At 52.4% G+C, this 24,389-nt stretch carries 28 protein-coding genes; 10 read left to right on the top strand and 18 right to left on the bottom strand.

Annotated elements, in window-relative coordinates; all coding sequences use genetic code 11:
* Nucleotides 1–9 precede the first annotated feature (9 nt).
* The 9 genes from hycI to hycA form a co-directional block, all read right to left on the bottom strand.
* Nucleotides 10–480 carry a hydrogenase maturation peptidase HycI gene (gene hycI / locus NA986_RS09275; RefSeq protein WP_023181870.1) on the bottom strand — a complete coding sequence of 157 codons (471 nt, stop codon included), beginning with the start codon at nucleotides 478–480 and terminating at the stop codon, nucleotides 10–12.
* Nucleotides 473–883 carry a formate hydrogenlyase maturation HycH family protein gene (locus NA986_RS09270; protein ID WP_000003725.1) on the bottom strand — a complete coding sequence of 137 codons (411 nt, stop codon included), beginning with the start codon at nucleotides 881–883 and terminating at the stop codon, nucleotides 473–475. The genes hycI and NA986_RS09270 overlap by 8 nt, the downstream gene beginning before the upstream one ends.
* On the bottom strand, nucleotides 880–1,647 hold the full coding sequence (gene hycG, locus NA986_RS09265; RefSeq protein WP_000067422.1) for a formate hydrogenlyase subunit HycG: 768 nt from the start codon (nucleotides 1,645–1,647) through the stop codon (nucleotides 880–882). The genes NA986_RS09270 and hycG overlap by 4 nt, the downstream gene beginning before the upstream one ends.
* Nucleotides 1,647–2,189: a formate hydrogenlyase subunit HycF gene (gene hycF / locus NA986_RS09260; protein WP_000493767.1), complete on the bottom strand. Its 543-nt coding sequence runs from the start codon at nucleotides 2,187–2,189 to the stop codon at nucleotides 1,647–1,649. The genes hycG and hycF overlap by 1 nt, the downstream gene beginning before the upstream one ends.
* A 9-nt stretch (nucleotides 2,190–2,198) precedes the next feature.
* Complete coding sequence (hycE, locus tag NA986_RS09255; RefSeq protein WP_001288155.1) at nucleotides 2,199–3,908, bottom strand: formate hydrogenlyase subunit HycE; 1,710 nt, start codon at nucleotides 3,906–3,908, stop codon at nucleotides 2,199–2,201.
* A 17-nt stretch (nucleotides 3,909–3,925) separates the two neighbouring features.
* Nucleotides 3,926–4,849: a respiratory chain complex I subunit 1 family protein gene (locus tag NA986_RS09250; RefSeq protein ID WP_000110563.1), complete on the bottom strand. Its 924-nt coding sequence runs from the start codon at nucleotides 4,847–4,849 to the stop codon at nucleotides 3,926–3,928.
* Between the two features lie 2 nt (nucleotides 4,850–4,851).
* Nucleotides 4,852–6,678, bottom strand: a complete 1,827-nt coding sequence (gene hycC / locus NA986_RS09245) for a formate hydrogenlyase subunit 3 (protein WP_000097041.1) — start codon at nucleotides 6,676–6,678, stop codon at nucleotides 4,852–4,854.
* On the bottom strand, nucleotides 6,678–7,286 hold the full coding sequence (gene hycB, locus NA986_RS09240; RefSeq protein ID WP_001079163.1) for a formate hydrogenlyase subunit HycB: 609 nt from the start codon (nucleotides 7,284–7,286) through the stop codon (nucleotides 6,678–6,680). Before hycB ends, hycC begins: the two co-directional genes overlap by 1 nt.
* A 145-nt stretch (nucleotides 7,287–7,431) precedes the next feature.
* Nucleotides 7,432–7,893, bottom strand: a complete 462-nt coding sequence (hycA, locus tag NA986_RS09235) for a formate hydrogenlyase regulator HycA (RefSeq protein WP_000158075.1) — start codon at nucleotides 7,891–7,893, stop codon at nucleotides 7,432–7,434.
* 209 nt (nucleotides 7,894–8,102) lie between these two features.
* On the opposite strand from hycA, the gene hypA reads away from it, so the two are divergent.
* The 6 genes from hypA to flhA all read left to right on the top strand — a co-directional run bounded on the left by hypA (nucleotide 8,103) and on the right by flhA (nucleotide 14,088).
* A complete protein-coding gene (gene hypA / locus NA986_RS09230; RefSeq protein ID WP_023216117.1) occupies nucleotides 8,103–8,459 on the top strand; it encodes a hydrogenase maturation nickel metallochaperone HypA in 357 nt (118 codons plus the stop codon).
* A 68-nt stretch (nucleotides 8,460–8,527) separates the two neighbouring features.
* Entirely contained in the window at nucleotides 8,528–9,400 is an 873-nt protein-coding gene (gene hypB, locus NA986_RS09225; protein WP_000337646.1) for a hydrogenase nickel incorporation protein HypB, read from the top strand.
* On the top strand, nucleotides 9,391–9,663 hold the full coding sequence (gene hypC / locus NA986_RS09220; RefSeq protein ID WP_000334871.1) for a hydrogenase 3 maturation protein HypC: 273 nt from the start codon (nucleotides 9,391–9,393) through the stop codon (nucleotides 9,661–9,663). Before hypB ends, hypC begins: the two co-directional genes overlap by 10 nt.
* A complete protein-coding gene (gene hypD, locus NA986_RS09215; RefSeq protein WP_001212962.1) occupies nucleotides 9,663–10,784 on the top strand; it encodes a hydrogenase formation protein HypD in 1,122 nt (373 codons plus the stop codon). Before hypC ends, hypD begins: the two co-directional genes overlap by 1 nt.
* Nucleotides 10,781–11,791: a hydrogenase expression/formation protein HypE gene (gene hypE, locus NA986_RS09210; RefSeq protein WP_080198231.1), complete on the top strand. Its 1,011-nt coding sequence runs from the start codon at nucleotides 10,781–10,783 to the stop codon at nucleotides 11,789–11,791. The genes hypD and hypE overlap by 4 nt, the downstream gene beginning before the upstream one ends.
* 218 nt (nucleotides 11,792–12,009) lie before the next feature.
* Nucleotides 12,010–14,088 (top strand): formate hydrogenlyase transcriptional activator FlhA, encoded by a 2,079-nt coding sequence (gene flhA / locus NA986_RS09205; protein WP_000122692.1) that lies wholly within the window; start codon nucleotides 12,010–12,012, stop codon nucleotides 14,086–14,088.
* Between the two features lie 61 nt (nucleotides 14,089–14,149).
* Here the strand turns inward: flhA and NA986_RS09200 are convergent, their stop codons facing one another.
* Entirely contained in the window at nucleotides 14,150–14,494 is a 345-nt protein-coding gene (locus NA986_RS09200) for a nitrous oxide-stimulated promoter family protein (protein WP_001117944.1), read from the bottom strand.
* Nucleotides 14,495–14,675: 181 nt separating this feature from the next.
* On the opposite strand from NA986_RS09200, the gene sitA reads away from it, so the two are divergent.
* The 4 genes from sitA to sitD are packed head-to-tail and all read left to right on the top strand — an operon-like array spanning nucleotide 14,676 to nucleotide 18,107.
* Nucleotides 14,676–15,593 carry an iron/manganese ABC transporter substrate-binding protein SitA gene (sitA, locus tag NA986_RS09195; RefSeq protein WP_000182930.1) on the top strand — a complete coding sequence of 306 codons (918 nt, stop codon included), beginning with the start codon at nucleotides 14,676–14,678 and terminating at the stop codon, nucleotides 15,591–15,593.
* Nucleotides 15,590–16,411 (top strand): iron/manganese ABC transporter ATP-binding protein SitB, encoded by an 822-nt coding sequence (gene sitB / locus NA986_RS09190; RefSeq protein ID WP_000083153.1) that lies wholly within the window; start codon nucleotides 15,590–15,592, stop codon nucleotides 16,409–16,411. Before sitA ends, sitB begins: the two co-directional genes overlap by 4 nt.
* Nucleotides 16,408–17,268 carry an iron/manganese ABC transporter permease subunit SitC gene (gene sitC / locus NA986_RS09185; RefSeq protein ID WP_023216116.1) on the top strand — a complete coding sequence of 287 codons (861 nt, stop codon included), beginning with the start codon at nucleotides 16,408–16,410 and terminating at the stop codon, nucleotides 17,266–17,268. Before sitB ends, sitC begins: the two co-directional genes overlap by 4 nt.
* On the top strand, nucleotides 17,259–18,107 hold the full coding sequence (sitD, locus tag NA986_RS09180; RefSeq protein ID WP_000480209.1) for an iron/manganese ABC transporter permease subunit SitD: 849 nt from the start codon (nucleotides 17,259–17,261) through the stop codon (nucleotides 18,105–18,107). Before sitC ends, sitD begins: the two co-directional genes overlap by 10 nt.
* 98 nt (nucleotides 18,108–18,205) lie before the next feature.
* On the opposite strand, the gene avrA is transcribed toward sitD, so the two are convergent.
* From avrA to prgJ, 8 genes are all read right to left on the bottom strand, one after another.
* Nucleotides 18,206–19,114: a type III secretion system YopJ family effector AvrA gene (gene avrA / locus NA986_RS09175; protein WP_077944723.1), complete on the bottom strand. Its 909-nt coding sequence runs from the start codon at nucleotides 19,112–19,114 to the stop codon at nucleotides 18,206–18,208.
* Between the two features lie 160 nt (nucleotides 19,115–19,274).
* Nucleotides 19,275–20,030 (bottom strand): transcriptional regulator SprB, encoded by a 756-nt coding sequence (sprB, locus tag NA986_RS09170; RefSeq protein ID WP_001246665.1) that lies wholly within the window; start codon nucleotides 20,028–20,030, stop codon nucleotides 19,275–19,277.
* A gap of 384 nt (nucleotides 20,031–20,414) precedes the next feature.
* Nucleotides 20,415–21,302 (bottom strand): invasion transcriptional regulator HilC, encoded by an 888-nt coding sequence (gene hilC, locus NA986_RS09165; RefSeq protein WP_000243998.1) that lies wholly within the window; start codon nucleotides 21,300–21,302, stop codon nucleotides 20,415–20,417.
* Nucleotides 21,303–21,647: 345 nt separating this feature from the next.
* On the bottom strand, nucleotides 21,648–22,100 hold the full coding sequence (locus tag NA986_RS09160) for a type III secretion system effector protein OrgC (protein ID WP_000612177.1): 453 nt from the start codon (nucleotides 22,098–22,100) through the stop codon (nucleotides 21,648–21,650).
* A 15-nt stretch (nucleotides 22,101–22,115) separates the two neighbouring features.
* Nucleotides 22,116–22,787 carry a type III secretion system linker protein OrgB gene (orgB, locus tag NA986_RS09155; RefSeq protein ID WP_000916655.1) on the bottom strand — a complete coding sequence of 224 codons (672 nt, stop codon included), beginning with the start codon at nucleotides 22,785–22,787 and terminating at the stop codon, nucleotides 22,116–22,118.
* Complete coding sequence (gene orgA, locus NA986_RS09150; protein WP_001591231.1) at nucleotides 22,744–23,343, bottom strand: oxygen-regulated invasion protein OrgA; 600 nt, start codon at nucleotides 23,341–23,343, stop codon at nucleotides 22,744–22,746. The genes orgB and orgA overlap by 44 nt, the downstream gene beginning before the upstream one ends.
* A complete protein-coding gene (prgK, locus tag NA986_RS09145) occupies nucleotides 23,315–24,073 on the bottom strand; it encodes a type III secretion system inner membrane ring lipoprotein PrgK (RefSeq protein ID WP_000621239.1) in 759 nt (252 codons plus the stop codon). The genes orgA and prgK overlap by 29 nt, the downstream gene beginning before the upstream one ends.
* Nucleotides 24,070–24,375 (bottom strand): type III secretion system inner rod protein PrgJ, encoded by a 306-nt coding sequence (gene prgJ / locus NA986_RS09140; RefSeq protein WP_000020431.1) that lies wholly within the window; start codon nucleotides 24,373–24,375, stop codon nucleotides 24,070–24,072. Before prgJ ends, prgK begins: the two co-directional genes overlap by 4 nt.
* Between the last annotated feature and the right edge of the window lie 14 nt (nucleotides 24,376–24,389).

Genomic DNA, 24,389 nt, shown 5'->3' with positions numbered 1-24,389 from the left:
GTGCGCATTTTACGCCTCCGGCGCTTCCAGCGCGGCAAATCCGCCGTTTCCCTGCCAGCCTTCCAGACGCTGATAGACGATATTTACCGCGTCCTTAATCGGTTGAGTCATCGGATAATAAAACCCGACGATATCCGGCTGGATACCAACAAAAATCACCTCGCCGACATCCTCTTTCAGCTGATCGACCAGGTAGTTGAGCGGCATATTGTGGGTGGTCATCATAAACATTTCGGCGATATCATCCGGATCGATAATGCGGATCTCGCCCGGATTAAGTCCCATGTCGGTGGCGTCGACAATCAACAGACGCTGCGGGCGCAGTTCGCGAATCGCCACAATGTCGTTTTCCGGCGCGCTGCCGCCATCAATCACCACCCAATTACCCTTCGGCTGCGCCGCGCACATTTCCGCCAGTAACGGGCCTGCGCCGTCGTCGCCCATCATGCTGTTGCCGACACAGAGTAAAACGTCAGTCACGAAGCCTCCTCACCATCAGGTAGATGGCGCTTTCCTGATGAATGTCATGCAGCATACTGAGCATCAGTTTGCTCCATTCTTGCTGCTGCGGGGTCTGCGCGGCGCGCGCCTCATCAAACGCGCGCGCCAGCATTTGCACATGGTTGAAATCGATGACGATCTCGCCATACTTCGGCACGCCTTCCATTTTACGCCGGGCATCGCTACCGGCTTCCAGGGTGGCGATCCACGCCAGATACTCATCCCATGGGCAGGTGAGCGCGGCCTCCAGGCAATCGATAACCCCCAGGTGGTGACCAATCGCCAGGCTGTAATAGACAACCTGCTGCGCCTCGGCGGGCGTCGCATCGTTCTCATCAATAAACTTACGGCTCAGTTGACTGAACACCACCTGTTCGCTCATCGGATACGCGCCTCTTCAACAACATGATTGAGATGGGTGACAATTTCGGTTAAACGCGGATCGTTTTCCGCTTCCAGCCAACGCGCCACTTGCTGCTCGCCCTGCCCCAACTGTGTCAGGTAATCATCGGCGATCTGACGACCATAGCGATAACCCGCCAGCCGGCGCGCCGCGCGATCCACCTTCACGCGCAGCGGCTGCACCATATCCGGATGCAGGATCTCTGCGGGCTGCTCGTCCAGCTCACCCGGCGCGCGGGCGTGGATTTTCTGCTCCAGCAGGCCAAGCGCCATTGCAAATCCGTACAGCGTGGCGGCAGGCGTTGGCGGGCACCCCGGAATGTACACATCCACCGGGACGATTTTGTCGGTACCGCCCCAGACGCAGTACAGATCATGGAAGATGCCGCCGCTGTTGCCGCAGGCGCCGTAAGAAATACAGATTTTCGGGTCCGGCGCCGACTGCCAGGCGCGCAGCGCCGGAGAGCGCATGGCGCGGGTCACCGCGCCGGTAAACAGCAGAATATCGGCATGACGCGGCGACGGTACCACTTTGATACCGAAACGCTCGGCATCAAACAGCGGCGAAAGCGTCGCAAAGATTTCGATTTCACAGCCGTTACAGCCGCCGCAGTCCACGCGGTAAACGTATGCCGAACGCTTAATATTTTTCAGTAGAGACGCTTTCATGCTGGCGATGGATTCATCCACCGTCATCGGTACCGGAATACCGTTGGCGTCACGCGGGCCTAATAAATTGCTCATTAGCTGACCTCTTTCATATGGCGAGTCAGTTCAATACGGTCGGACGGCACCAGGCATTTCTGACGCTTACAGTCCGGGCAGGTCTCAAAGCTTTCGCGGTGGTTTTCCGCGCGGCTGTCGCCGTTGTGCGCAAGCAGCGCAATGGCGTAGTCAATCTCTTTCTGTACGGCGAAAGGACGATTACACACGCGGCAGTTGCACAGCGCAAAGCGGGACTGTTGCAGGAAATCTTCTTTCTTCCACACTGCCAGTTCGTACTCCTGCGACAGTTTGATCGCCGCCGTCGGGCACACCTCTTCGCAGCGGCCGCAGAAGATGCAGCGGCCAAGATTGAATTGCCACGCCAGCTCATTGGTCGCAAGATCGGTTTCCACCGTCAGCGCGTTCGACGGGCAGGCATTAACGCAGGCGGCGCAGCCGATGCACTGCTGCGGATTATGTTCCGGCTTGCCGCGGAAGTTTTTATCAACCGCAATCGGCTCCAGCGGATAAGACGAGGTCGCCGTGCCGGTTTTGATAACTTTTTTGATAAAGGTAAACATGGCGATTCCTTATTTCAGCGGCGAGTTTTTACGCTCAATGCTGTAGCGCTCAAGTTCTTTGTACGGCACGACTTTGCTCTTCTTCTTACGCACATCGACCACGGTCATCCGGTCGGTACAGGAGTAGCAAGGGTCGAGGCTGCCGATAATCAGCGGCGCATCGGAGACGGTGTTGCCGCGCAGCATATAGCGCAGCGTCGGCCAGTTGGCGTAGGTCGCCGCACGACAGCGCCAGCGGTACAGCTTCTGGTTGTCGCCGGTCATGCTCCAGTGGATATCATCGCCACGCGGCGCTTCAGCAAAGCCGAGCGCAAAACGGTGCGGAATATAGGTAAAGCCTTCCACCATCAGCGGGCCGCCCGGCAGATTATCCAGACCGAAATCAATCATATTCAGCGAGGTGTAAACTTCGTTGATACGGACTTTCAGACGAGAAATCACATCGCAGCCCTGCTCGCTATGTACTTCCATCGGCAGTAGACCGTAGCCGACAAACGGGTGGTCGGCGCGGGTGTCGCGGGCGTGGCCGCTGGCGCGCACCATCGGGCCGACATTACTGAAGTCGCGGGCAATTTCCGGGTCCAGACGGCCGATACCCACGGTACGCTGTTCCATATTCGGCGTGCTCAGCAGCATGTCCACCAGCTCCTGCACGTCACGACGCATCTGCTGCGCCAGTTGACGGGTCTGGATCATGTCCTCTTTGAGCAGATCGCGGCGAATCCCGCCGATCAGGTTCAGTCCGTAAGTTTTGCGCGCCCCGGTCAGTATCTCTGCCATTTTCATGGAGGTTTCACGCACGCGGAAGAACTGCATAAAGCCGGAGTCAAAGCCGGTGAAGTGACAGGCCAGGCCAAGGTTGAGCAGATGCGAGTGCAGGCGTTCCACTTCCAGCAGAATAGCGCGGATCATTTGCGCACGCTCCGGCACCTGAATGCCCATCGCGTTTTCCACGGAAGTGGTGTAGGCGGTGCTGTGGGCGAAGCCGCAGATACCACACACGCGATCCGACAGGAAGGTGACTTCGTTATAACCCATGCGGGTTTCCGCCAGTTTTTCCATACCACGGTGGACGTAGAACAGGCGGTAGTCGGCGTCGATAATGTTTTCGCCATCGACGAACAGACGGAAGTGGCCCGGTTCATCGGAAGTAACATGCAGCGGGCCAATCGGCACCACGTTATTTTTCTTATCACCCAGCTCGTTAATGAACTCGTAGGTTTCCGCATCGGTGGTCGGCGCCGGGCGCTGACGATAATCCATGCTGTCTTTACGCAGCGGATAGAGTTCATCCGGCCAGTCGTCCGGCAGCACCAGACGGCGCTCGTCCGGCAGACCGACCGGGATTAAACCGTACATGTCGCGTACTTCGCGCTCACCCCACACGGCAGCCGGTACGCGCGGCGTAACGGATGGGAATTCCAGCTTATTGGCATCCACTTCAACGCGGACGGTAATCCAGCACTTCGTGCCCTGCTCCATCGACAGCACGTAATAAACGGCATAGTGGCCGCACAACTGGCGTTCGTCATTACCGAACAGCACCGACAGCCACCCACCCTGCTGGTAGTAAAGAAACTCCACCACTTCCGGCAGATAGTTCACTTTTACCGTAATAGTCAGCTGATCTTTGGTCTGCCAGGCTTCGTCCAGCACGACGCCCGGAAACGCCTGGTGCAGCGCCGCAAGGTATTGTTGACCTAATTTTTCTTCAGACATGCTCAAACTCTCTTAAATCACGCCGCCAGCAAGGAGACGAAGGCTAAAAACGCAAACCCAAAACCGGCCCAGGTCACGCGTGAAGTGGCGCAAAAACGCAGTCGCGCCATGCTGTTTTCAAACAGGGCGATCACCAGTACGCCGACAATCAGCTTGACGACGGCAATCACCAGCGCCAGCAACAGTCCGCCTGCGCTGAAGGTTTCCATCTGTCCCCACGGCAGAAACACGCCGACGAACATTTGCAGCACCACCAGTTGCTTAAGGCTGATGCCCCATTTCAGCACCGCAAAGCCGCTACCGCTGTATTCGGTCAACGGCCCTTCCTGCAACTCCTGCTCCGCTTCCGCCAGGTCGAACGGCAGCTTGCCCATTTCGATAAAGGTGGCGAAGGCGCAGGCGCACAGCGCCAGAATCAGCGGAATACTGCGCGCGACAGGCCAGTGATAAATGGTATCGGCGATATTGCTGATATGAGTTGAACCCGCCACCTGCGCGGCGACCCACAGACCCAGCAGCAGAATCGGCTCCACCAGCACGCCGAGCATCGCTTCACGGCTGGCGCCGATCGCGGTGAACGGACTGCCGGTATCCAGGCCTGCAATAGAGAAGAAGAAGCGCGCGATGGCGAACAGGTAAATCAGGGTGATTAAATCACCCAGTTGCGGCAACGGAGATCCAACGGTGACGACCGGCAGCGCGGTGGCGATAGTCAGCATCACGCCGACCATCACAAACGGCGTCAGGCGAAAAACCCAGCCGGAATCAGCGGGCGCAATACTCTGGCGACCGAGCAGTTTGATAATGTCGCGGTACTCCTGCAACACGCCCGGCCCACGGCGATTGTGTAGACGGGCGCGCGCCACGCGAGTAATACCGGACAGCAATGGCGCAACGGCAAATAGCACCAGCGCCTGAATTAACGGATAAAACACACTCATTTTCAGGCTCCTCGTGAAACCACAATCACCACCAGCACCGCCAGCTCAATCAGCGCCAGACGACGGAACAGCACCGCGGCCGCCGCGTTCTGCCAGCCCGGCACCAGCGATACCGGGTTCAGCCATTTACGCAGTTTGAGTACCGGGGCAAAGGCCTCTTTCACCGGCATGGCGAAACCGTGCGCGGTAATCACCATCGACTGCTCATGGTCGTAGCCGCACACCCAGGCCGCGCCGCGAGAACGCGACGGCAGACGGTTGCCTTTGAACATCGCCATAATGATGAACGGCAGTAGCGGACAGGCGACCAACAGCAGCGTGATCATCGGCTGCGATACGGTGGTGTGCGCGGTTTCCAGCGGCAACGGTACCGCAGTGGAAATCATCGGCAGCAGCCACGGCGCGGCAACCCCGCCCAGTACGCAGCAAATCGCCAATGCCACCACGCTGACGCCCATCAGGATCGGCGCGCAGCTGGCATTTTCAGCTTCCTTCGTGCGCGGCGCGCCAAGGAACGTCACGCCGTAAACTTTCGCCATACACATCACCGCCAGCGCGCCGGTAATCGCCAGGCCAACCGCCAGCAGCGGTCCTAACAGACGACCAACAAACGCGCCGCTGTTGCCCAGTTTGAAGAAGGACTGGTAAATCACCCACTCGCCGGCAAAGCCGTTCAGCGGCGGCAACGCAGCCATCGCCATCAGACCGACCAGCATGGCGATAGAAATAACCGGCATCCGTTTACCAATACCGCCCAGTTTTTCGATATCGCGATGACCGGTACGGAACCAGATGCTGCCCGCGCCCAGAAACAGCACGCTTTTGAACAGGCTATGGTTCAGCAGGTGATAGAGCCCGCCGGTCAGACCCAGCGCGATCAGTACCGGCTGATTGAGAGCAATCCCGGTAACGCCTGCGCCCAGACCGAGCAAAATGATGCCGATATTTTCCAGCGTGTGATAGGCCAGCAGGCGCTGAATGTTATGCTCCATCAGCGCGTACAAACCACCGACAAAGGCGGTGATCATCCCAAGCACCAACAGCGCCACGCCCCACCACAGCGGCGCATTGCCGCCAAGCAGAGATAGCGTGAGAATGCCCAGCAGCCCGATTTTCATCACCACGGTCGAGAACAGCGCGGCGGCGGGAGCGCTGGCGTTGGCGTGCGCCTGCGGCACCCAACCGTGTAGCGGGATAATCCCGGCCAGCAGACCAAAACCGATAACGCCGAGCAGCCAGATATCGGAGCCCAGCGGCAGTTGCTGAGCACGTTGATCCAGCAGCCCCAGATCCAGCGTGCCGTAGCGCTGCCACACCAACCAGCAGGCGATTGCCAGCAGCAGCGTACCGAGACGGCCCAGCGCAAACCACAGTTTGCCCTCTTTGCTACCGCCGGTGAGGAACACGGCGCAGAGCGCCATGATTTCCGCCATCACCACCATCGTCCCCAGGTTACTGGCGACCACGGCGCAGACGGCTGCCGCCATCAGCAGGTTGATCAACAGTCCGTTGGCTTTTACCTGTGGATGGCGATGCCAGTCGATATTGAACAGGCTGACGAACAGGCCGCACAGCCCCAGCGTAATCAGCCAGATAGCATTCAGCGGCGTTATTTGCAGCATGTGACCGGTAAACGGCATCACGCCGCTCACCGTAACGGCGCTGGTCAGCGCGGTGAACCCCGCGCCAGCCGTACACAGGCTGCCGACCGCGCCGCCGATACCGGCAATCCAGCCGCTCAGCGCTTTATGAAACGAAAACAGAAACGCCAGAACGGCGGCGGCGGCAAACCACGCGACGCCGCTAGTAATCAGTGAAAGTGAACTCATTATGCATCCCCACTCTGAGCCTGCTGAAACAAGGTGAGATCGCCAAAATCGGTATTAAACGTCAGCTCACGTTTACGTTTGCTGGCGCGGGCGATATCCGTGTTATCCACCAGGTGTAGCGCTTTAGTCGGGCACATCCGCACACAGGCCGGGCCTTGCTCGTCAAAGCTGCACAGGTCGCATTTCACCGCGATAGCGCGTACGCCCGGCACCCAGTCGAGCAACGTACTGACGCGCGCAGGCGCTGGCGGCGCGGGCGGCGCTTTCGGCGTATTGGCGTTCGCTGGAATATGCAGCGGACGGCTGCCGGAAAACTCAATAGCGCCAAACGGACAGGCAATACCACACAGTTTGCAGCTCACGCACAGGCTTTCATTAAGCTGGACAGCGCCGTCAACGCGATTAATCGCGTTAACCGGGCATACCGTGGCGCATGGCGCATCTTCACAGTGGTGACAAAGCTGCGGCGCAGATTCTTTTTCATTCAGCATCACTTTCAGGCGCGGCATTGACTGCAGGCCATGCTGGCGATGCGTCTCTGAACAGGCGGCCTCACAGGTGTGGCAGCCGATACAGAGAGTGGAGTCAGCAATTACAAAACGATTCACCAGGCATTCCTCAGGTGATTGTCATTTTTGACGAAAACATGCCGTTGAAATGTCATTTTCGACACTTATCGACACGCCCATCCCCAAAACATTCATGACGTGGCGCAACGCCACATCGCGAATCAAAGCGGGCAACGCCTCAGGCTTATACCGCCGGGCTGTTTCCCTTTACCAATTGACGCAAATTAACCGGCGAGTTGGTTTCTACAGCGGTATAGAGGCTGTCGTAAACGCTGGCGATTTTTTCCAGATAGTGCTCCAGCACCTGCTCGCGATCGCGGTTGTTAACCCGTTCGTCAACCTTGCCGTCGATATCGAGCTGCGCCTGTGCAATCAATTGCTTATCTTCGCCATCTTTGGTTTCAACGTAGTACTCAATGGTGTGGCTGTTAAAACCATCCGCCAACGCGACGTAAATACGAAAGTGCTCAAACAGGACAAAGCAAAGATCCCTTTCCGGCGCGCAGCTCATTGCGTGATGCAGGCGCGCTTTCGAGAGGGTGATCCCCTGAACCAGCGAGTTGCAGTAAATATGCCACTGGTCCTGTAGGCGACGATGCCGTTGCGCGATGTAATCGGCCTTTTCGCTTATTTCCCAAATAGTCATGTCAGGTTACCCGTTTAACAGAGATGCCTGCGTTAAGCATTTTCCATGCCAATTTTTAACTTATTGTTTTTAATAGCAGACGAGCGCAGTTACTGCCGTTTCGACGCGGTGACGACATGTCATTTCGTCATCGTCGACATTAACCTGCCAGGGGATAAAAATATTGGCATAAATATTGCTTTACAGGGGCAACCACTACGGGAGGCGATATGCACGAAATCACCCTCTGCCAACGGGCACTGGAATTGATTGAACAACAGGCTTCAGCATACGGTGCAAAACGTGTGACAGCCGTCTGGATCAAAATTGGCGCATTTTCTTGCGTGGAAACCAACGCTCTTTCCTTTTGTTTTGATCTGGTATGCCGCGGCACGATAGCAGAAGGTTGTAAACTGCACCTCGAAGAACAGGAAGCCGAATGCTGGTGTGAGCATTGTCAACAATATGTCACGTTGTTAACCCACCGTGTACGTCGTTGTCCGCAATGTCATAGCGATACGCTGCGAATTGTGGCCGATGACGGCTTACAAATTCGGCGCATAGAGATTGATGAAACTGAAGATTAATGCCGAATAGACGCTCGCGTCGCCATCCGGCAGAAAGCCTGTAACAAGAAAAAGATCAGGAGTAAGCGATGTGTACGACTTGCGGTTGCGCTGAAGGCAACCTTTATATAGAAGGCGATGAACATAATCCGCACTCAGCGTTTCGTAGCGCGCCCTTTGCCCCAGCGGCTCGCCCGGCGCTGAATATTACCGGCATTAAAACGCCTGACTTTACCCCAAGTCAGACCGCAGAAGGCGATCTGCATTACGGCCACGGCGAAGCCGGAACTCACGCGCCTGGTATGAGTCAGCGGCGGATGCTGGAGGTTGAAATCGACGTGCTGGACAAAAATAATCGTCTGGCTGAGCGCAACCGCGCCCGTTTCGCCGCCCGCCAGCAACTGGTGCTCAACCTGGTGTCCAGCCCCGGGTCAGGTAAAACCACCCTGCTGACCGAAACGCTAATGAAATTGAAAGACCGTGTACCGTGCGCGGTGATTGAAGGCGACCAGCAGACAGTGAACGACGCCGCCCGCATCCGCGCTACCGGCACGCCCGCCATTCAGGTCAACACCGGTAAAGGCTGCCATCTTGACGCGCAAATGATCGCCGACGCCGCGCCGCGCCTGCCGCTGGATGACCACGGTATTCTGTTTATCGAAAACGTCGGTAATCTTGTTTGCCCGGCCAGCTTCGATCTGGGCGAAAAGCATAAAGTCGCAGTGCTTTCCGTGACCGAAGGTGAAGATAAGCCGCTGAAGTATCCTCATATGTTTGCCGCGGCGTCGCTCATGCTGCTCAATAAAGTCGATCTGCTGCCTTACCTCAATTTTGACGTTGAGAAGTGCATCGCCAGCGCGCGTGAAGTGAACCCGGAGATTGAAATTATCCTGATTTCCGCCACCAGCGGCGAAGGCATGGATCAGTGGCTGGCCTGGCTGGAGGCGCAGCGATGTGCATAGGCGTGCCGGGTCAAATCCGCGCCATTGACGGCAATCAGGCAAAAGTTGACGTCTGCGGCATTCAGCGCGACGTCGATCTCACATTAGTCGGCAGTTGTGATGAAAACGGTCAGCCGCGTCTGGGTCAGTGGGTGCTGGTTCATGTCGGATTCGCCATGAGCGTCATTAACGAAGCGGAAGCGCGCGACACGCTCGACGCGCTACAAAATATGTTTGATGTTGAGCCGGACGTCGGCGCACTGCTGTATGGTGAGGAGAGATAATGCGTTTTGTTGACGAGTACCGTGCGCCGGAACAGGTAATGCAGCTCATTGAACACCTGCGTGAACGCGCCGCCCTTCTTCCTTACACTGCCGAACGTCCGTTGCGCATTATGGAAGTCTGCGGGGGTCATACCCACGCGATTTTTAAATTTGGTCTCGATCAGTTACTGCCCGAAAACGTGGAGTTTATTCACGGCCCCGGTTGTCCGGTCTGCGTGCTGCCGATGGGACGTATCGACAGTTGCGTGGAAATCGCCAGCCATCCGGAGGTGATTTTCTGCACCTTTGGCGATGCCATGCGCGTGCCGGGGAAACAGGGTTCTCTGTTGCAGGCTAAAGCGCGCGGCGCGGATGTCCGTATTGTTTATTCTCCGATGGACGCGCTGAAGCTGGCGCAGGATAACCCGACCCGCAAAGTGGTATTTTTCGGGCTGGGCTTTGAAACCACCATGCCGACCACCGCCATCACGCTGCAGCAGGCAAAACAGCGTGACGTGCGAAACTTCTACTTTTTTTGCCAGCACATTACGCTGATCCCGACGCTGCGTAGCCTACTGGAGCAGCCGGACAACGGCATTGACGCCTTTCTTGCGCCAGGCCACGTCAGCATGGTCATCGGCACCGAGGCGTACCAGTTTATCGCCGCCGATTTTAATCGCCCGCTGGTGGTGGCTGGATTCGAACCGCTTGATCTACTGCAAGGCGTGGTCATGCTGGTTGAGCAGAAAATAGCGGCCCTAAGCCAGGTTGAAAACCAATACCGTCGCGTGGTGCCGGATGCCGGAAACATGCTGGCGCAGCAGGCCATTGCCGATGTGTTCTGCGTTAATGGCGATAGCGAGTGGCGCGGTCTGGGCGTGATTGAATCCTCCGGCGTCCACCTGACGCCGGAGTATCAGCGCTTTGACGCCGAAGCGCATTTCCGCCCAGCGCCGCAGCAGGTCTATGACGATCCGCGCGCCCGCTGCGGCGAAGTGCTGACCGGCAGATGCAAGCCGCATCAGTGCCCGCTATTTGGTAAAACATGTAATCCAGAGACCGCGTTCGGCGCGCTGATGGTCTCTTCCGAAGGCGCATGCGCCGCCTGGTATCAGTATCGTCAGCAGGAGTGTGAAGTTTGAACAATATACAACTCGCCCACGGCAGCGGCGGCCAGGCTATGCAACAGTTGATTAATAGCCTGTTTATGGAGGCCTTTGCCAACCCGTGGCTGGCGGAACAAGAAGATCAGGCGCGTCTGGAGCTGGCGCAGCTGACGGCGGAGGGCGACCGTCTGGCGTTTTCTACCGATAGCTATGTGATTGATCCGCTCTTTTTCCCCGGCGGCAATATCGGCAAACTGGCGATTTGCGGTACGGCGAACGACGTTGCGGTGAGCGGCGCGATCCCCCGCTATCTCTCCTGCGGCTTTATCCTTGAAGAAGGGCTGCCGATGGAGACGTTAAAAAGCGTGGTCAATAGCATGGCGGCGACCGCGCGGGAAGCGGGTATCGCCATTGTAACCGGCGACACCAAAGTTGTGCAGCGCGGCGCGGCGGACAAATTATTTATCAACACTGCCGGCATGGGGGCGATTCCCGCCGATATTCGCTGGGGCGCGCAAACGCTGAGCGTTGGCGATGTGCTGTTAGTCAGCGGTACGCTTGGCGATCACGGTGCCACTATTCTCAACCTGCGTGAGCAACTGGGACTGGATGGCGAGCTGGCGAGCGACTGCGCAGTATTAACGCCGCTTATTCAGACGCTGCGTCATATTGACGGAGTGAAGGCATTGCGTGACGCCACGCGCGGCGGCGTGAATGCGGTCGCCCATGAGTTTGCGACGTCCTGCGGTTACGGTATTGAATTGTCCGAATCCGCACTGCCGCTCAAACCTGCCGTGCGCGGCGTCTGCGAGCTGTTGGGGCTGGATGCCCTGAACTTTGCCAACGAAGGAAAACTGGTGATTGCCGTTGAACGGCAGGCCGCAGATCGGGCGTTGGCGGCATTACGCGCGCATCCGCTGGGACGTGATGCAGCGCTGATTGGCGAAGTCGTGGAACGCAAAGGCGTTCGCTTAGCCGGACTCTATGGCGTGAAGCGAACCCTTGATTTGCCACACGCCGAACCATTACCTCGTATATGCTAGCAGCCTGTTGGCAGCATACTGTAGGCCGGATAAGACGCATTTGCGTCGACATCCGGCATTAACGCTGCATTAACGCCTGATGGCGCTTTGCTTATCAGGCCTACGGAGTGTGTGACCAGCAAGTTTGCGGTCAGCCATCCGGCAATAACTTACGACTTATACCTATAATTCATTTACCGTTTTCGCACCGTTTTGCGGTATTTTCCTGGAAAAGCAACATGTCGTATACACCCATGAGCGATCTTGGACAGCAAGGCTTGTTCGATATCACTCGTACCTTATTGCAGCAGCCCGATTTGGCGTCGCTCAGTGAAGCGCTTTCGCAACTGGTAAAGCGTTCAGCGCTCGCCGACAGCGCCGGCATTGTGCTATGGCAGGCGCAGTCGCAACGCGCACAATATTATGCGACGCGAGAAAATGGCCGTCCTGTTGAATATGAAGATGAAACCGTACTGGCGCACGGCCCGGTACGTCGCATCCTTTCTCGCCCCGATGCATTGCACTGTAATTTCCATGAGTTTACCGAAACCTGGCCGCAGCTTGCCGCGAGCGGCCTCTACCCTGAATTTGGTCATTACTGTCTGCTTCCTTTAGCCGCGGAGGGCCGTATTTTCGGCGGCTGCGAATTCATCCGTCAGGAAGATCGCCCCTGGAGTGAAAAGGAATATGACCGTCTGCATACGTTTACCCAAATTGTCGGCGTGGTCGCCGAGCAAATTCAAAACCGGGTAAACAATAATGTCGATTATGATCTGTTGTGCCGCGAACGCGATAACTTCCGTATTCTGGTTGCGATTACCAACGCCGTCCTGTCGCGTCTGGATATTGATGAGCTGGTAAGCGAAGTCGCAAAAGAGATCCACCACTATTTCAATATCGACGCAATCAGCATCGTGTTGCGCAGCCATCGCAAAAATAAGCTGAATATCTACTCCACCCACTACCTTGATGAGCATCATCCGGCGCACGAACAGAGCGAAGTCGACGAAGCCGGCACGCTCACGGAGCGCGTCTTTAAAAGTAAAGAGATGCTGCTTATCAACCTCAACGAACGCGATCCGCTTGCCCCCTACGAACGCATGCTGTTCGATACCTGGGGCAATCAGATCCAGACGCTTTGCCTGCTGCCGTTGATGTCCGGCAAGACGATGCTTGGCGTGCTCAAACTGGCCCAGTGCGAAGAAAAAGTGTTTACCACCGCCAACCTCAAGCTGCTGCGTCAGATTGCCGAACGGGTAGCCATTGCCGTGGATAATGCGCTGGCCTATCAGGAAATCCACCGTCTGAAGGAACGCCTGGTCGACGAAAATCTGGCGCTCACGGAGCAGCTTAATAACGTCGACAGCGAGTTTGGCGAGATCATCGGACGCAGCGAAGCGATGTACAACGTGCTAAAGCAGGTTGAGATGGTGGCGCAGAGCGACAGTACCGTACTGATTCTGGGCGAAACGGGAACCGGTAAAGAGTTGATTGCCCGCGCCATTCACAACCTGAGCGGACGTAGCGGGCGCAGGATGGTAAAGATGAACTGCGCCGCGATGCCGGCGGGGCTGCTGGAAAGCGATTTGTTTGGTCATGAGCGCGGCGCGTTTACCGGCGCCAGCGCGCAGCGGATTGGCCGTTTCGAGCTGGCGGATAAAAGCTCGCTGTTTCTGGATGAAGTGGGCGACATGCCGCTGGAGCTACAGCCTAAGCTGCTGCGCGTCCTTCAGGAGCAAGAGTTTGAACGTCTCGGCAGCAATAAACTGATCCAGACCGACGTGCGGCTGATCGCCGCGACTAACCGCGATCTGAAAAAAATGGTCGCCGATCGCGAATTCCGTAACGATCTCTACTATCGGCTGAATGTTTTTCCGATCCAACTTCCTCCGTTACGCGAACGTCCGGAAGATATTCCACTACTGGTCAAAGCGTTCACTTTCAAAATCGCCCGCCGAATGGGGCGTAATATCGACAGCATTCCCGCCGAAACGCTGCGCACGCTCAGCAGCATGGAATGGCCGGGGAACGTTCGCGAGCTGGAGAATGTCGTCGAGCGCGCCGTGTTGCTGACGCGCGGCAATGTGCTACAACTGTCGCTGCCGGATATTACCGCCGTAACGCCCGATACCTCGCCTGTTGCGACTGAAAGCGCCAAAGAAGGCGAAGATGAATATCAGCTTATTATACGCGTGCTGAAAGAGACCAATGGCGTAGTGGCTGGACCAAAAGGCGCGGCGCAGCGTCTGGGGCTTAAACGAACCACCCTGCTGTCGCGTATGAAGCGATTGGGTATTGATAAAGACGCGTTAGCGTAACGGGTTGCCGGATCTGATCCGGCCTGGAGATGATGCGCGCCGTAGGCCTGGCGCTTCCCCTTCACTTCTTGCGCTGATATTTTTCCGGCAATTCCGGAACGGGGCGCTTATCGTCGATAAGGTGCCGCACGGTCAGGACAGGGTGTCGCCAAAGCATTCGCGGACCTGCCCAACGCATAATCTGCTTCATCTCCTCGCGTTTAGCCGGCTGATAGCAGTGCACCGGGCACTGCTTACAGGCGGGTTTTTCCTCGCCAAATACGCATTTATCAAGACGTTTTTGCGCGTAGGCGAATAGCGCCTCGTAATGCCCCTGCACCGCTGACGCCTGTGGGCACTGGCTTTCATACAGCGCGATCATTTTTTTGATCGTCAGTTTTTCACGAGCGATACGTTTACCAGGCATCGTGCTCTCTCCGAACATTAAGGTGTATTTATTTTACACCTTATCCCTCTTTAGCACTATCACTGCATATCGTCGCTATTTCGCAAATAAGAATTATTTTCATTTATTCATACCTTGTGCTATATAACATAGCAAAGGCTATATTCGATGATTAATTAACCACATTGTTGCGAGGGATACTATGACGAATCTACATCGTCTGAAAACACTCCTGATTGCCGGTATTGTCGCGATACTCGCGCTATCGCCAGCCTATGCAAAAGAGAAATTTAAAGTCATCACCACGTTTACCGTTATTGCCGACATGGCGAAAAACGTGGCGGGCGACGCAGCGGAAGTCAGCTCGATTACCAAACCCGGCGCTGAAATCCATGAGTATCAGCCAACGCCCGGCGATATTAAACGAGCGCAGGGGGCACAGCTTATCCTCGCGAATGGTCTGAACCTGGAGCGATGGTTCGCCCGCTTTTATCAGCACCTTTCCGGCGTACCGGAAGTCGTCGTCTCCACCGGTGTCAAACCGATGGGCATTACCGAAGGCCCGTATAACGGTAAACCGAACCCGCACGCCTGGATGTCGGCAGAAAACGCGCTGATTTATGTCGATAACATTCGCGACGCCCTGGTGAAGTACGATCCGGATAATGCGCAGATCTATAAGCAAAATGCCGAACGCTATAAAGCGAAAATTCGCCAGATGGCCGATCCGTTGCGTGCCGAACTGGAAAAAATTCCCGCCGATCAGCGCTGGCTGGTCACCAGTGAAGGCGCGTTCTCTTACCTGGCGCGCGATAATGACATGAAAGAGCTTTATCTCTGGCCAATTAACGCCGATCAACAGGGGACGCCAAAACAGGTGCGTAAAGTGATTGATACCATTAAAAAGCACCATATTCCCGCCATCTTTAGCGAGAGTACGGTTTCCGATAAACCGGCCCGTCAGGTCGCGCGTGAATCCGGCGCGCATTATGGCGGCGTGCTGTATGTCGATTCTCTGAGCGCCGCTGACGGCCCTGTGCCAACCTATCTGGATCTGCTGCGCGTCACGACCGAAACCATCGTCAACGGCATTAACGACGGACTGAGGAGTCAACAATGAGTCAATCTGCGATTACCGTTGATCAAGTCACGGTGACGTATCGCAACGGTCATACCGCCCTACGGGACGCCACTTTTCAGGTGCCTGGCGGTTCAATCGCCGCGCTGGTAGGCGTAAATGGTTCCGGTAAGTCTACGTTATTTAAAGCGTTAATGGGCTTTGTGCATCTTGCGCAGGGCGATATCACTATCCTGCAACAGTCAGTCAACAAGGCGCTGAAAAAAAACCTCATTGCTTATGTTCCGCAATCAGAAGAAGTGGACTGGTCATTTCCGGTGCTGGTAGAAGATGTGGTGATGATGGGACGCTACGGCCATATGGGCTGGCTACGCCGTCCCACTGCGCATGATCACGCCTGTGTTGACGCCGCGCTGGCGCGGGTAGATATGCAGGAGTATCGTCACAGGCAGATTGGCGAGCTGTCCGGCGGGCAGAAAAAACGTGTGTTTCTTGCCAGGGCCATCGCTCAGGATGGACAGGTAATCCTGCTGGATGAACCTTTTACCGGCGTGGATGTAAAAACCGAAGCGCGAATCATCGATCTACTGCGGGAACTGCGCGATGAAGGCCGCACGATGCTGGTCTCAACGCATAATCTCGGCTCCGTCACCGAGTTTTGCGACTATACGGTAATGATTAAAGGAACCGTACTGGCCAGCGGCCCTACCGAAACCACGTTTACCGCCGCGAATCTGGAACAGGCGTTTAGCGGCGTTCTACGTCATATCGCGCTAAGCGGAGGTGAAGAGCACATCATCACCGATGACGAGCGCCCCTTTATTTCCCGGCGCGTGGCCAGCGGAGGAAAATCGTCATGAACTGGCTTATTGAGCCGTTTGGCTACCAGTATATGCTCAACGCGATGTGGGTCTCCGCGATGGTGGGCGGTCTGTGCGCGTTTCTCTCCTGCTATTTGATGCTCAAAGGCTGGTCGCTCATTGGCGATGCGCTATCTCACTCTATTGTGCCTGGCGTCGCTGGCGCCTGGATGTTAGGACTGCCCTTCTCGCTCGGCGCGTTTCTTTCCGGCGGACTGGCGGCAGGCAGTATGCTCTTTCTTAACCAACGCTCACGCCTGAAAGAAGACGCGATTATCGGGCTTATCTTCTCCTCTTTTTTTGGCGTCGGCCTTTTTATGGTGTCGCTCAATCCGATGTCGGTGAATATCCAGACGATTATTCTCGGCAACGTGCTGGCGATCGCGCCAGCGGATATTGCGCAACTGGCGATTATCGGCGCAGTCTCGCTGACGATTCTGCTGTTAAAGTGGAAAGATCTGATGGTCGTCTTTTTCGATGAAACCCATGCGCGTTCTATCGGGCTTAATCCGGGTCGACTAAAGCTGTTGTTTTTCACTCTATTGTCCGTCTCTACCGTGGCGGCCCTGCAAACCGTTGGGGCGTTCCTGGTGATCTGTCTCGTCGTCACGCCGGGCGCGACGGCCTGGTTACTCACCGACCGTTTTCCACGTCTGCTCATGATTGCCGTCGTGATTGGTAGCCTGACCAGTTTTCTGGGCGCATGGCTTAGCTACTGGCTGGATGGCGCCACTGGCGGAATTATTGTCGTCATGCAAACCTTACTGTTCATCACAGCCTTTATTTTCGCCCCGAAACACGGTCTGTTAGCCAACCGTCGACGCGCCCGCCTGCAGAAGGAGCCGACATGTTCTTAACAACGTTACTGGAACCCTTTCAGTTTGATTTTATGGTGAACGCCCTTATGGTTTCGGTCATTGTGGCGATTCCCTGCGCCTTACTGTCCGTGTTTTTAGTGTTAAAAGGCTGGGCGTTAATGGGCGATGCAATGAGTCATGCGGTATTCCCCGGGGTCGTGCTGGCATATATTGTGGGGATCCCCCTGGCGATTGGCGCTTTCATTGCCGGATTATTTTGCGCTATCGCGACCGGTTATCTGGACGATAACAGCCGCATCAAACGTGATACGGTGATGGGCATCGTCTTTTCCGGGATGTTTGGCGCAGGTCTGGTGCTCTATGTTTCTATTCAATCGGAAGTGCATCTGGATCACATCCTGTTTGGGGATATGCTGGGCGTATCGCTGGGGGATATCGTACAAACGTCAGTTATTGCACTGGGTATTGCGTTAATCATTGGGCTGAAATGGAAAGATCTCCTGCTACACGCTTTTGACCCGCACCAGGCGAAAGCCAGCGGGCTGAATACGACACTACTGCATTATGGCCTGCTATGTATGATTGCGCTGACTATCGTCGCCACGCTGAAATCGGTGGGCATTATTCTGTCGATTTCATTGCTTATCGCCCCCGGCGCAATTGCCATTTTGCTGACGCGACGCTTTGCGCGCGCGCTAGGATTAGCGGTGAGTCTGTCAGTTATTACCGCTTTTGCGGGCGTTTATCTGTCTTTTTATCTTGATAGCGCGCCAGCGCCGACCATCGTGGTATTATTTGCCATCGTGTTTATTGCGGTATTTATTTACGCAACATGGCGTGACAGGCGTAATGAAATCGTACCAGAGGCGCAAGGTTAACACTTTTTTGCCTGCTATTCAGGAAACATACGGTCATAATATAGAGTAGTCTTATGGCGCTGGAAGTATTTTCTCTGGCAGGCAACCTTATAATTTCATTACGGTTTAAGTAAAGACTTATATTCAGCTATCCTTTTTTTATGAGCGGATATAGAGAGTTTTTTATCGTTTAGCATAACGGCATTGTTATCGAATCGCTCATAAAGCGTTTCATTCTTTTTGTTTACTATACTGCTTCCCGCCGCCGGATTGGCCTGCACATATTCATTTAATCGTTGTACGCCTTGAGTATGTTTGTAAAAACTCACCGGCAGATAACGGTCTGCTTTATCAGACGGGAGAAAAGGTTCTTCACCACACAGACGTTCACAAATATTATCTTCATGAATTTTTACTAAGTTCATAAATTCAAGCTGAAGTTTTTTGGCGAGCGCCAGGCTAAAAATACCACATTCAGAAGAGCTTCGTTGAATGTCCAGCTCGACCATAGCAAAATAACAATCAGGCAATTGTTCACGTTCAAGAGCTGCTTTGGTCCTCAACGCCAGTAAAGCAGGTCCAAAAGCGCTACACGCTGCTGGTTCGAACAAAATCACCGATGTCTTTCCGTCCATAACTCTAAAATCGACGACTGAAATATGGATACCTGAACTTCCCATATTTACGATAAATCGGGCAGATTCAACGCCTTCCATTCTGGTCTCCTTTATAGAGGAAACAAGCTCATGGACTGACATAACAAATTTAAGATTTAACTCTGGATACTTCTTATTGGCCTGTGCAACAAGAAAAGGCATCATTTCGAGATCGGTTTCCTCGTAACTGATATGAATCCAGCTACCATCTATAATTTCACTTTCCAGACGCTCAACAATACAGGTCAATGCTTCGGTGTTTAGCTCCCCGCTGACGTCAGGCTGAGGCGATAAACTCGCCCCCATATTACGAGCCGTAGGACTTAGCATACTTTTCCCTCCACATGATAGCTCCTGCACCGAAAATATCATCTTTAACTTTTCAGATTCAATATATTGCCCGCAAAAATATGCCTCAATGATTGAGCCAGGCAACCAATCACCTCCAGATGATTATATATAAGAATTACTATTCAAAAAATCTTTTTTATAATAAAAGCTCAACACATGGTCATAAATGATAAAAAATAGTTTAATTCATTCCTACCGCAATCGGTAACGCGCAATTATCGTCAGGTACAGCAGGGTTATGTGCAAAAGCAGTGCGCTGTAAATGCGCGTCTAGTTTCAGTCCCCGGAACAGCGATAGCGGTGAAGAGTCCATCCCCAAACGATACATAACCTTCTTACGATAAATACTAACGGTTTTTGTTCCCAGACCAAATTTTTTCGCCAGTTCAATTGCCGGATGTCCGGAGGATAATAATATAAGCAGCGCATATTTCGCCTGAGTGACGCCGGGAGGTAGATTCCACCAGGCGTATTGATTGATATTAAACAATACCTCTTCCGGCGTCTCGCCGGCATTAAAAGCATACGTAGCAGCCACGGTTTTCTTTTGTGGCCTGTGGCAGAAACGCAGCCAGGCTTCCGGAAGACGGAGCTTCTCTCGATCCGAGCGGATAGCGCAGGATAGTTCGTCTTTTAAAACATAATCCATAACGCCAAAATATTGCAGCACACAGCGATCGATATAATACAAGCGATCTGCCACTACCAAAACTTTACGGTTCTGCAACCGCGTTTGCAACGCATGAAAAAGATAAACATGCTCATGCGGGTTCAAAGCTAAAATCAGCCCGGCGTCCGGCATATCGGATAGAGAATGCAAAAGTGCAGTTAATGAGTTACACGTTTTAACGCACTTTTCCGGATATTTTTGCTTAAAAATAGACTGAAGGGCATAACAATTAGTCCAGTTAATACCGTATATAATTACATTTCTCATTTATTTATCCTTTTTTGAAAACTGACCACAGCTTCGGTAATGATTTTTCTTCCTGGGCGACTACTGCGCAAGTAGATAACGCCTTCTTACTACAAAGGTAATAAGACCAGATACGTTATTACATGCGCAATGTCGTTACCGAAATGAATTCCTTTTACAAATCTGATAATGATTAAATTTGCTGTTTTACTTTACTGTAATCTCTTAGAGTACAACGATTGCCCGACGCCTGGTGGCCATGTATGTCTGACAATGAACGCTTTCGATTCCCTTTCATTAACTATATATCACTGGTGTAGCGATACTGAAATATACACTACGATTAAAAAAATATTTGGTATCTGTAACGCAAACAGATAGTAACGTTTAAAATAATTTCACAAATCAATGGTTCATTGTACGCATAAAGCTAAGCGGTGTAATCTTAAAATGCCGTTTAAAAATAGCGATAAAATAAGAAGGCGTATCATAGCCACACATCGTCGCGACTTGTGAAATATTTCCAGCCCCCATACGTAATAATTTTATAGCCTGATTCATACGAGCATCCAGGTATATTTTGCTAAAACTCACCTCTTCAGCGGCCAGTTTTCGCTTCAGACTTGATACGCTCATAAACAGCTTTCCTGCCACCTCAGCCTGTGACCATTTGCGGGTGAGATCGCTGATAATAATGTTATAAACTTTCTCTTTTGTCGTAATTTTTATTGCTCGCTCAAGGAAATCAAACCCACCGGGCTTACGTACAAATGCCGATATAAGATACATCAATGAGAAATATGAATAATCATGATCATCAATACTCACATTACTACAAACCCGTGGACATGCCACACCATGCAAAATAGAGTCAAAAGTATCACTCATCCCTGGCAACAAGTCCGCATGAAAAAAATACTTTGGTTTCGTTTTTAATGATAGCTCTCGATCATTATAGTTTCTTGTACTGTAAAAAACTTTGTAGAATTTTTGCATTAAGTCATAGGAAACTTCCAGTGAAGAAAAATCAATATGCCCTTCTATTTCGCTCATACTAAGCGTGATTGTTTGATCTTTTTCCAATAAAAATAAACACGGCGCAGATTGTTCGATGAACTCCCCAAATTCGTTTTCAATTCGCAAACTGCCTTTATTAAGTTTAAACAATAAGCAGTTTGCGACATAATAGTCTCTTACGTCAGCTAATCCATTTATTAATGGAAATTTGTTCGGCTGTTGAAGGTGATTATTGCTAATGGCCTCAACTGATTTATTCATTGAAGGCAATACCATATTTTATCCTGTGTGCTATAAGGAACTCAAAATCGTTATATTCTTATAAACAAATAATTAAAACTCACAGAGATGATTTAAATCCGATTTTTTTATTATTATAGCCAATAATTACATTCCAACGCGCGTTCATTTCGTCACAAAAAGATACTCTTACAAACTTTATGCACAATTTTGTAATGGAAGCTTACAATATTAATATAATCATTTCAGAATAAAACGCCTGGCAGATACCTTAATAATCCATATACATCAATAAGATAGATACACTGGCATGGTGCATTTTCTGCATTATTTGCTAATATATACACCATACCTTATCACAAATCGCCAGCAATGGGTGGTTCACCAGTCAATTGCCTCTTTGTTTTCCCCGCCCGATAAAATAATCTCCTGCATCCAGGAGGTCATTTGTGACTGTGCATTCATTGTACCAACTAATACCCCGTTTAAAGCCTCATATAAATGGGTGCCCGGTTCAACTTTTGCTAACATGTTTTGTAGCATAGCCGTTTGCTGCTCAAAAGAAACAAAAGCCGAATCACCACTTTTCGGATCTTTGAAGGCATTCATCTCTTGATAAATGCTATCTTTAAGCGTTTCAGAAGAGGCTGACTCAGGAAGCGCCAAAAGTCGTTGGTAGAATGCATCATAAAGATCAACGTCGCCGCCATTGCTTAAAGGCGCGCTATCCACATTATTCAGCATAGCGGCCCTGGCACTCAACGAAACCACACCCGTCGCTTCAGTATCCGCTGTCGGGACCAAATAAGAAGTCGGAATCGTACCCGGTATCACCTTATAACCTCCATTTTACAATGCTTGCGTTTTTGTCTTCCATTCATCAATAAGTGCGTTAATAGCGTTATCAGAAATCGTCCGGCAGTCTTGTGGAAGTTCATCAAGATGATGCTTAATGACGCCTACTGCCGTTTCAACAAATTGTTCAGGTGAAAATTCTGCGATCTGATCGCCGCAACTCATGATAAAGCGCTGTTCCTGATGATATTTAAGATTAAAAGTGCCTGGCCAGTTCTCCATAAGCAACACCATCAGTTTTTGGTGATCTTTTTTCGCGTTAACTGGTAGTGTTAAAAAAAGTTGCCCCTCAGGCTTATCGAAATCCCTCAGCCACTCATCCAGGACGGTTAAAAGCGTTTCGGGATGGTCGACCGCAGCTGAAAATAACTCGCGGGCATAAATCTGTATTTTTTCCATCCACTTCCAGGCCATTGTCTGATTATCAGTAAGATAAGCGGCGACCTGCTGTAACGCGTCTATCATTCCCTGCTCGTAACCTTCCTGATAGGCGTACATCCGCAAGGTCTTTGCCTCTTCTTCCGCCTCTCGCAAAATACGCTTAGCCCGTTGATGCGCCTGCTGTTCTAATCTTTCAATAGAGAAATAACGTTCCAGCGTTTTACGCTTTATCAGTATCCCCTCAACAGGCGAAAGCGGGGACGGAATTGGGATATTTTTGAGCATATTGTAAGGCCAGTAGCAAAATTGACATTTCTACAGCATCCTGCTTCGATGCCTCCTCAATAAATGGAGGAAAAAGCAAAGGAAAACGCTGTGCTAAAGATTCAGGTAAAAATTCATTCAGGGCATTTAACTGTGCATACCCGACGCTAAGTAAAAACCGGTGATTCGGCGCCTTATTGCAGACAGATAAACTTGTTCCCTGATGCATTGCCAAAAATGCTTGCGCCCAATCCGGCAGGCCAAGCAAGGCTCCCTGCCTTGCCAGATCGGCTCTCAGTTTATGGCAACCGAGTAAATACGCTACTTGCGGCAGTCGGCGCCACTGACGCAGCCACAGCTGCGTCAGTGAGTTTTGAATACACTCCTTTTCTCCGTTCTTAAGCCGCCATGCCGCCAGTATTAACTCATTTGCCGCCGCCCTGGCGGCGGGTCTGACAATCATTTCCGGCGCTATCTGCAACCGCTGAGGATGGATATACGATAACGGATCAAAAATGATTCTTTGCCAGATAATGGGTAATGGCTGCCTATTCATTTGACGATTTCGCCTTATCATCAGTCGTTATGCCTTTCTTATTGCGGGCATAATGGTTTTTGTAATACCAGACGCCAAAGCCTGCTGACATCACGGATAACAAAATAATCAACACAATCCAACTGGTTGCAAAAGAATTACGTTTTACTGGTGTGCCGGGAGCCTGTAATTGGGCATCAGAACGTTCTGACAACACAACAGAAATGTTGTCATAATCCACATCGGCAAAACTATTCTTTAAGAAACGCTTGATATCGCTGATCTGATGCGCAAGCGGCGAACCTCGTTCATATACGGCTAATGCCGACAGATGAACAGGTTTTGGCGGGCGGCCATTTTCACCAGCATCAATATCATAACTAATATGGACCCTGGCGGAGAGCACGCCCTCCATCGTCTGTAATGACTGTTCCAGTCGCTGTTCAATAGCCGAATATAACCTGGCCTTTTCAGCTCGCGGAGACGATACCAGCGAATCCGCCGGGAACATCTGCGCTATTTCCACCCGTGGCCGGGGAGGAAGCTGATAAGTTTTAATCCAGTACACCGCAGCGGTAAAATCAGGCTCAGCAACGGTAATGCTATAGCCCAATTTTCCGCTATCAATTTTATTCGCTTCTATATTGTGCATTTGCAGAACGGCAATGACCTCATTAGCCTGTTCCTGGTCCAGTCCTTTTAAAAGATCCTTATCCTTACAGCCGGCAAGGGTCATTACCAGCAAAAAGGTATATAGATATCGACGAATCATGAGCGTAATAGCGTTTCAACAGCCCCGACTCCTTTACGAGTAAGGGTACTTACCATAGAAACATACAGGTTATAATCTGAAATCATCTCTTGCGAAATAGCCAGCTCTTTGGGATCCGTCACCAGATTAGGGTCCTCAATCCTGTTGGTAATCGTCTGTTTATCCACAGCCGTGGCAATCGCCGAACCAGAAAAAGCCTGGAGTAGCCGGTCATCCAGCGAGACAATGTCCGTTTCCATAGACCTGATATTGACCGCCTGCCCTATAACGGCATTCTCAGGGACAATAGTTGCAATCGACATAATCCACCTTATAA

The sequence above is a fragment of the Salmonella sp. NW177 genome, from assembly GCF_051811585.1.
Taxonomy (GTDB): domain Bacteria; phylum Pseudomonadota; class Gammaproteobacteria; order Enterobacterales; family Enterobacteriaceae; genus Salmonella; species Salmonella enterica.
This window is presented reverse-complemented; position numbering and strand designations above follow the sequence as displayed.

Coding starts and splice junctions, on each gene's coding strand:
- avrA (WP_077944723.1), bottom strand. CDS start 19,114: ATGATATTTTCGGTGCAGGAGCTATCATGTGGAGGGAAAAGTATGCTA.
- hycA (WP_000158075.1), bottom strand. CDS start 7,893: ATGACTATTTGGGAAATAAGCGAAAAGGCCGATTACATCGCGCAACGG.
- orgB (WP_000916655.1), bottom strand. CDS start 22,787: ATGCTCAAAAATATCCCAATTCCGTCCCCGCTTTCGCCTGTTGAGGGG.
- sprB (WP_001246665.1), bottom strand. CDS start 20,030: ATGAGAAATGTAATTATATACGGTATTAACTGGACTAATTGTTATGCC.
- hilC (WP_000243998.1), bottom strand. CDS start 21,302: ATGGTATTGCCTTCAATGAATAAATCAGTTGAGGCCATTAGCAATAAT.
- NA986_RS09200 (WP_001117944.1), bottom strand. CDS start 14,494: ATGCCTGGTAAACGTATCGCTCGTGAAAAACTGACGATCAAAAAAATG.
- hypC (WP_000334871.1), top strand. CDS start 9,391: ATGTGCATAGGCGTGCCGGGTCAAATCCGCGCCATTGACGGCAATCAG.
- hycG (WP_000067422.1), bottom strand. CDS start 1,647: ATGAGCAATTTATTAGGCCCGCGTGACGCCAACGGTATTCCGGTACCG.
- NA986_RS09250 (WP_000110563.1), bottom strand. CDS start 4,849: ATGAGTGTGTTTTATCCGTTAATTCAGGCGCTGGTGCTATTTGCCGTT.
- hycC (WP_000097041.1), bottom strand. CDS start 6,678: ATGAGTTCACTTTCACTGATTACTAGCGGCGTCGCGTGGTTTGCCGCC.
- sitD (WP_000480209.1), top strand. CDS start 17,259: ATGTTCTTAACAACGTTACTGGAACCCTTTCAGTTTGATTTTATGGTG.
- hycE (WP_001288155.1), bottom strand. CDS start 3,908: ATGTCTGAAGAAAAATTAGGTCAACAATACCTTGCGGCGCTGCACCAG.
- NA986_RS09270 (WP_000003725.1), bottom strand. CDS start 883: ATGAGCGAACAGGTGGTGTTCAGTCAACTGAGCCGTAAGTTTATTGAT.
- sitA (WP_000182930.1), top strand. CDS start 14,676: ATGACGAATCTACATCGTCTGAAAACACTCCTGATTGCCGGTATTGTC.
- flhA (WP_000122692.1), top strand. CDS start 12,010: ATGTCGTATACACCCATGAGCGATCTTGGACAGCAAGGCTTGTTCGAT.
- prgJ (WP_000020431.1), bottom strand. CDS start 24,375: ATGTCGATTGCAACTATTGTCCCTGAGAATGCCGTTATAGGGCAGGCG.
- orgA (WP_001591231.1), bottom strand. CDS start 23,343: ATGATAAGGCGAAATCGTCAAATGAATAGGCAGCCATTACCCATTATC.
- prgK (WP_000621239.1), bottom strand. CDS start 24,073: ATGATTCGTCGATATCTATATACCTTTTTGCTGGTAATGACCCTTGCC.
- hycF (WP_000493767.1), bottom strand. CDS start 2,189: ATGTTTACCTTTATCAAAAAAGTTATCAAAACCGGCACGGCGACCTCG.
- sitC (WP_023216116.1), top strand. CDS start 16,408: ATGAACTGGCTTATTGAGCCGTTTGGCTACCAGTATATGCTCAACGCG.
- hypB (WP_000337646.1), top strand. CDS start 8,528: ATGTGTACGACTTGCGGTTGCGCTGAAGGCAACCTTTATATAGAAGGC.
- sitB (WP_000083153.1), top strand. CDS start 15,590: ATGAGTCAATCTGCGATTACCGTTGATCAAGTCACGGTGACGTATCGC.
- hypA (WP_023216117.1), top strand. CDS start 8,103: ATGCACGAAATCACCCTCTGCCAACGGGCACTGGAATTGATTGAACAA.
- hypD (WP_001212962.1), top strand. CDS start 9,663: ATGCGTTTTGTTGACGAGTACCGTGCGCCGGAACAGGTAATGCAGCTC.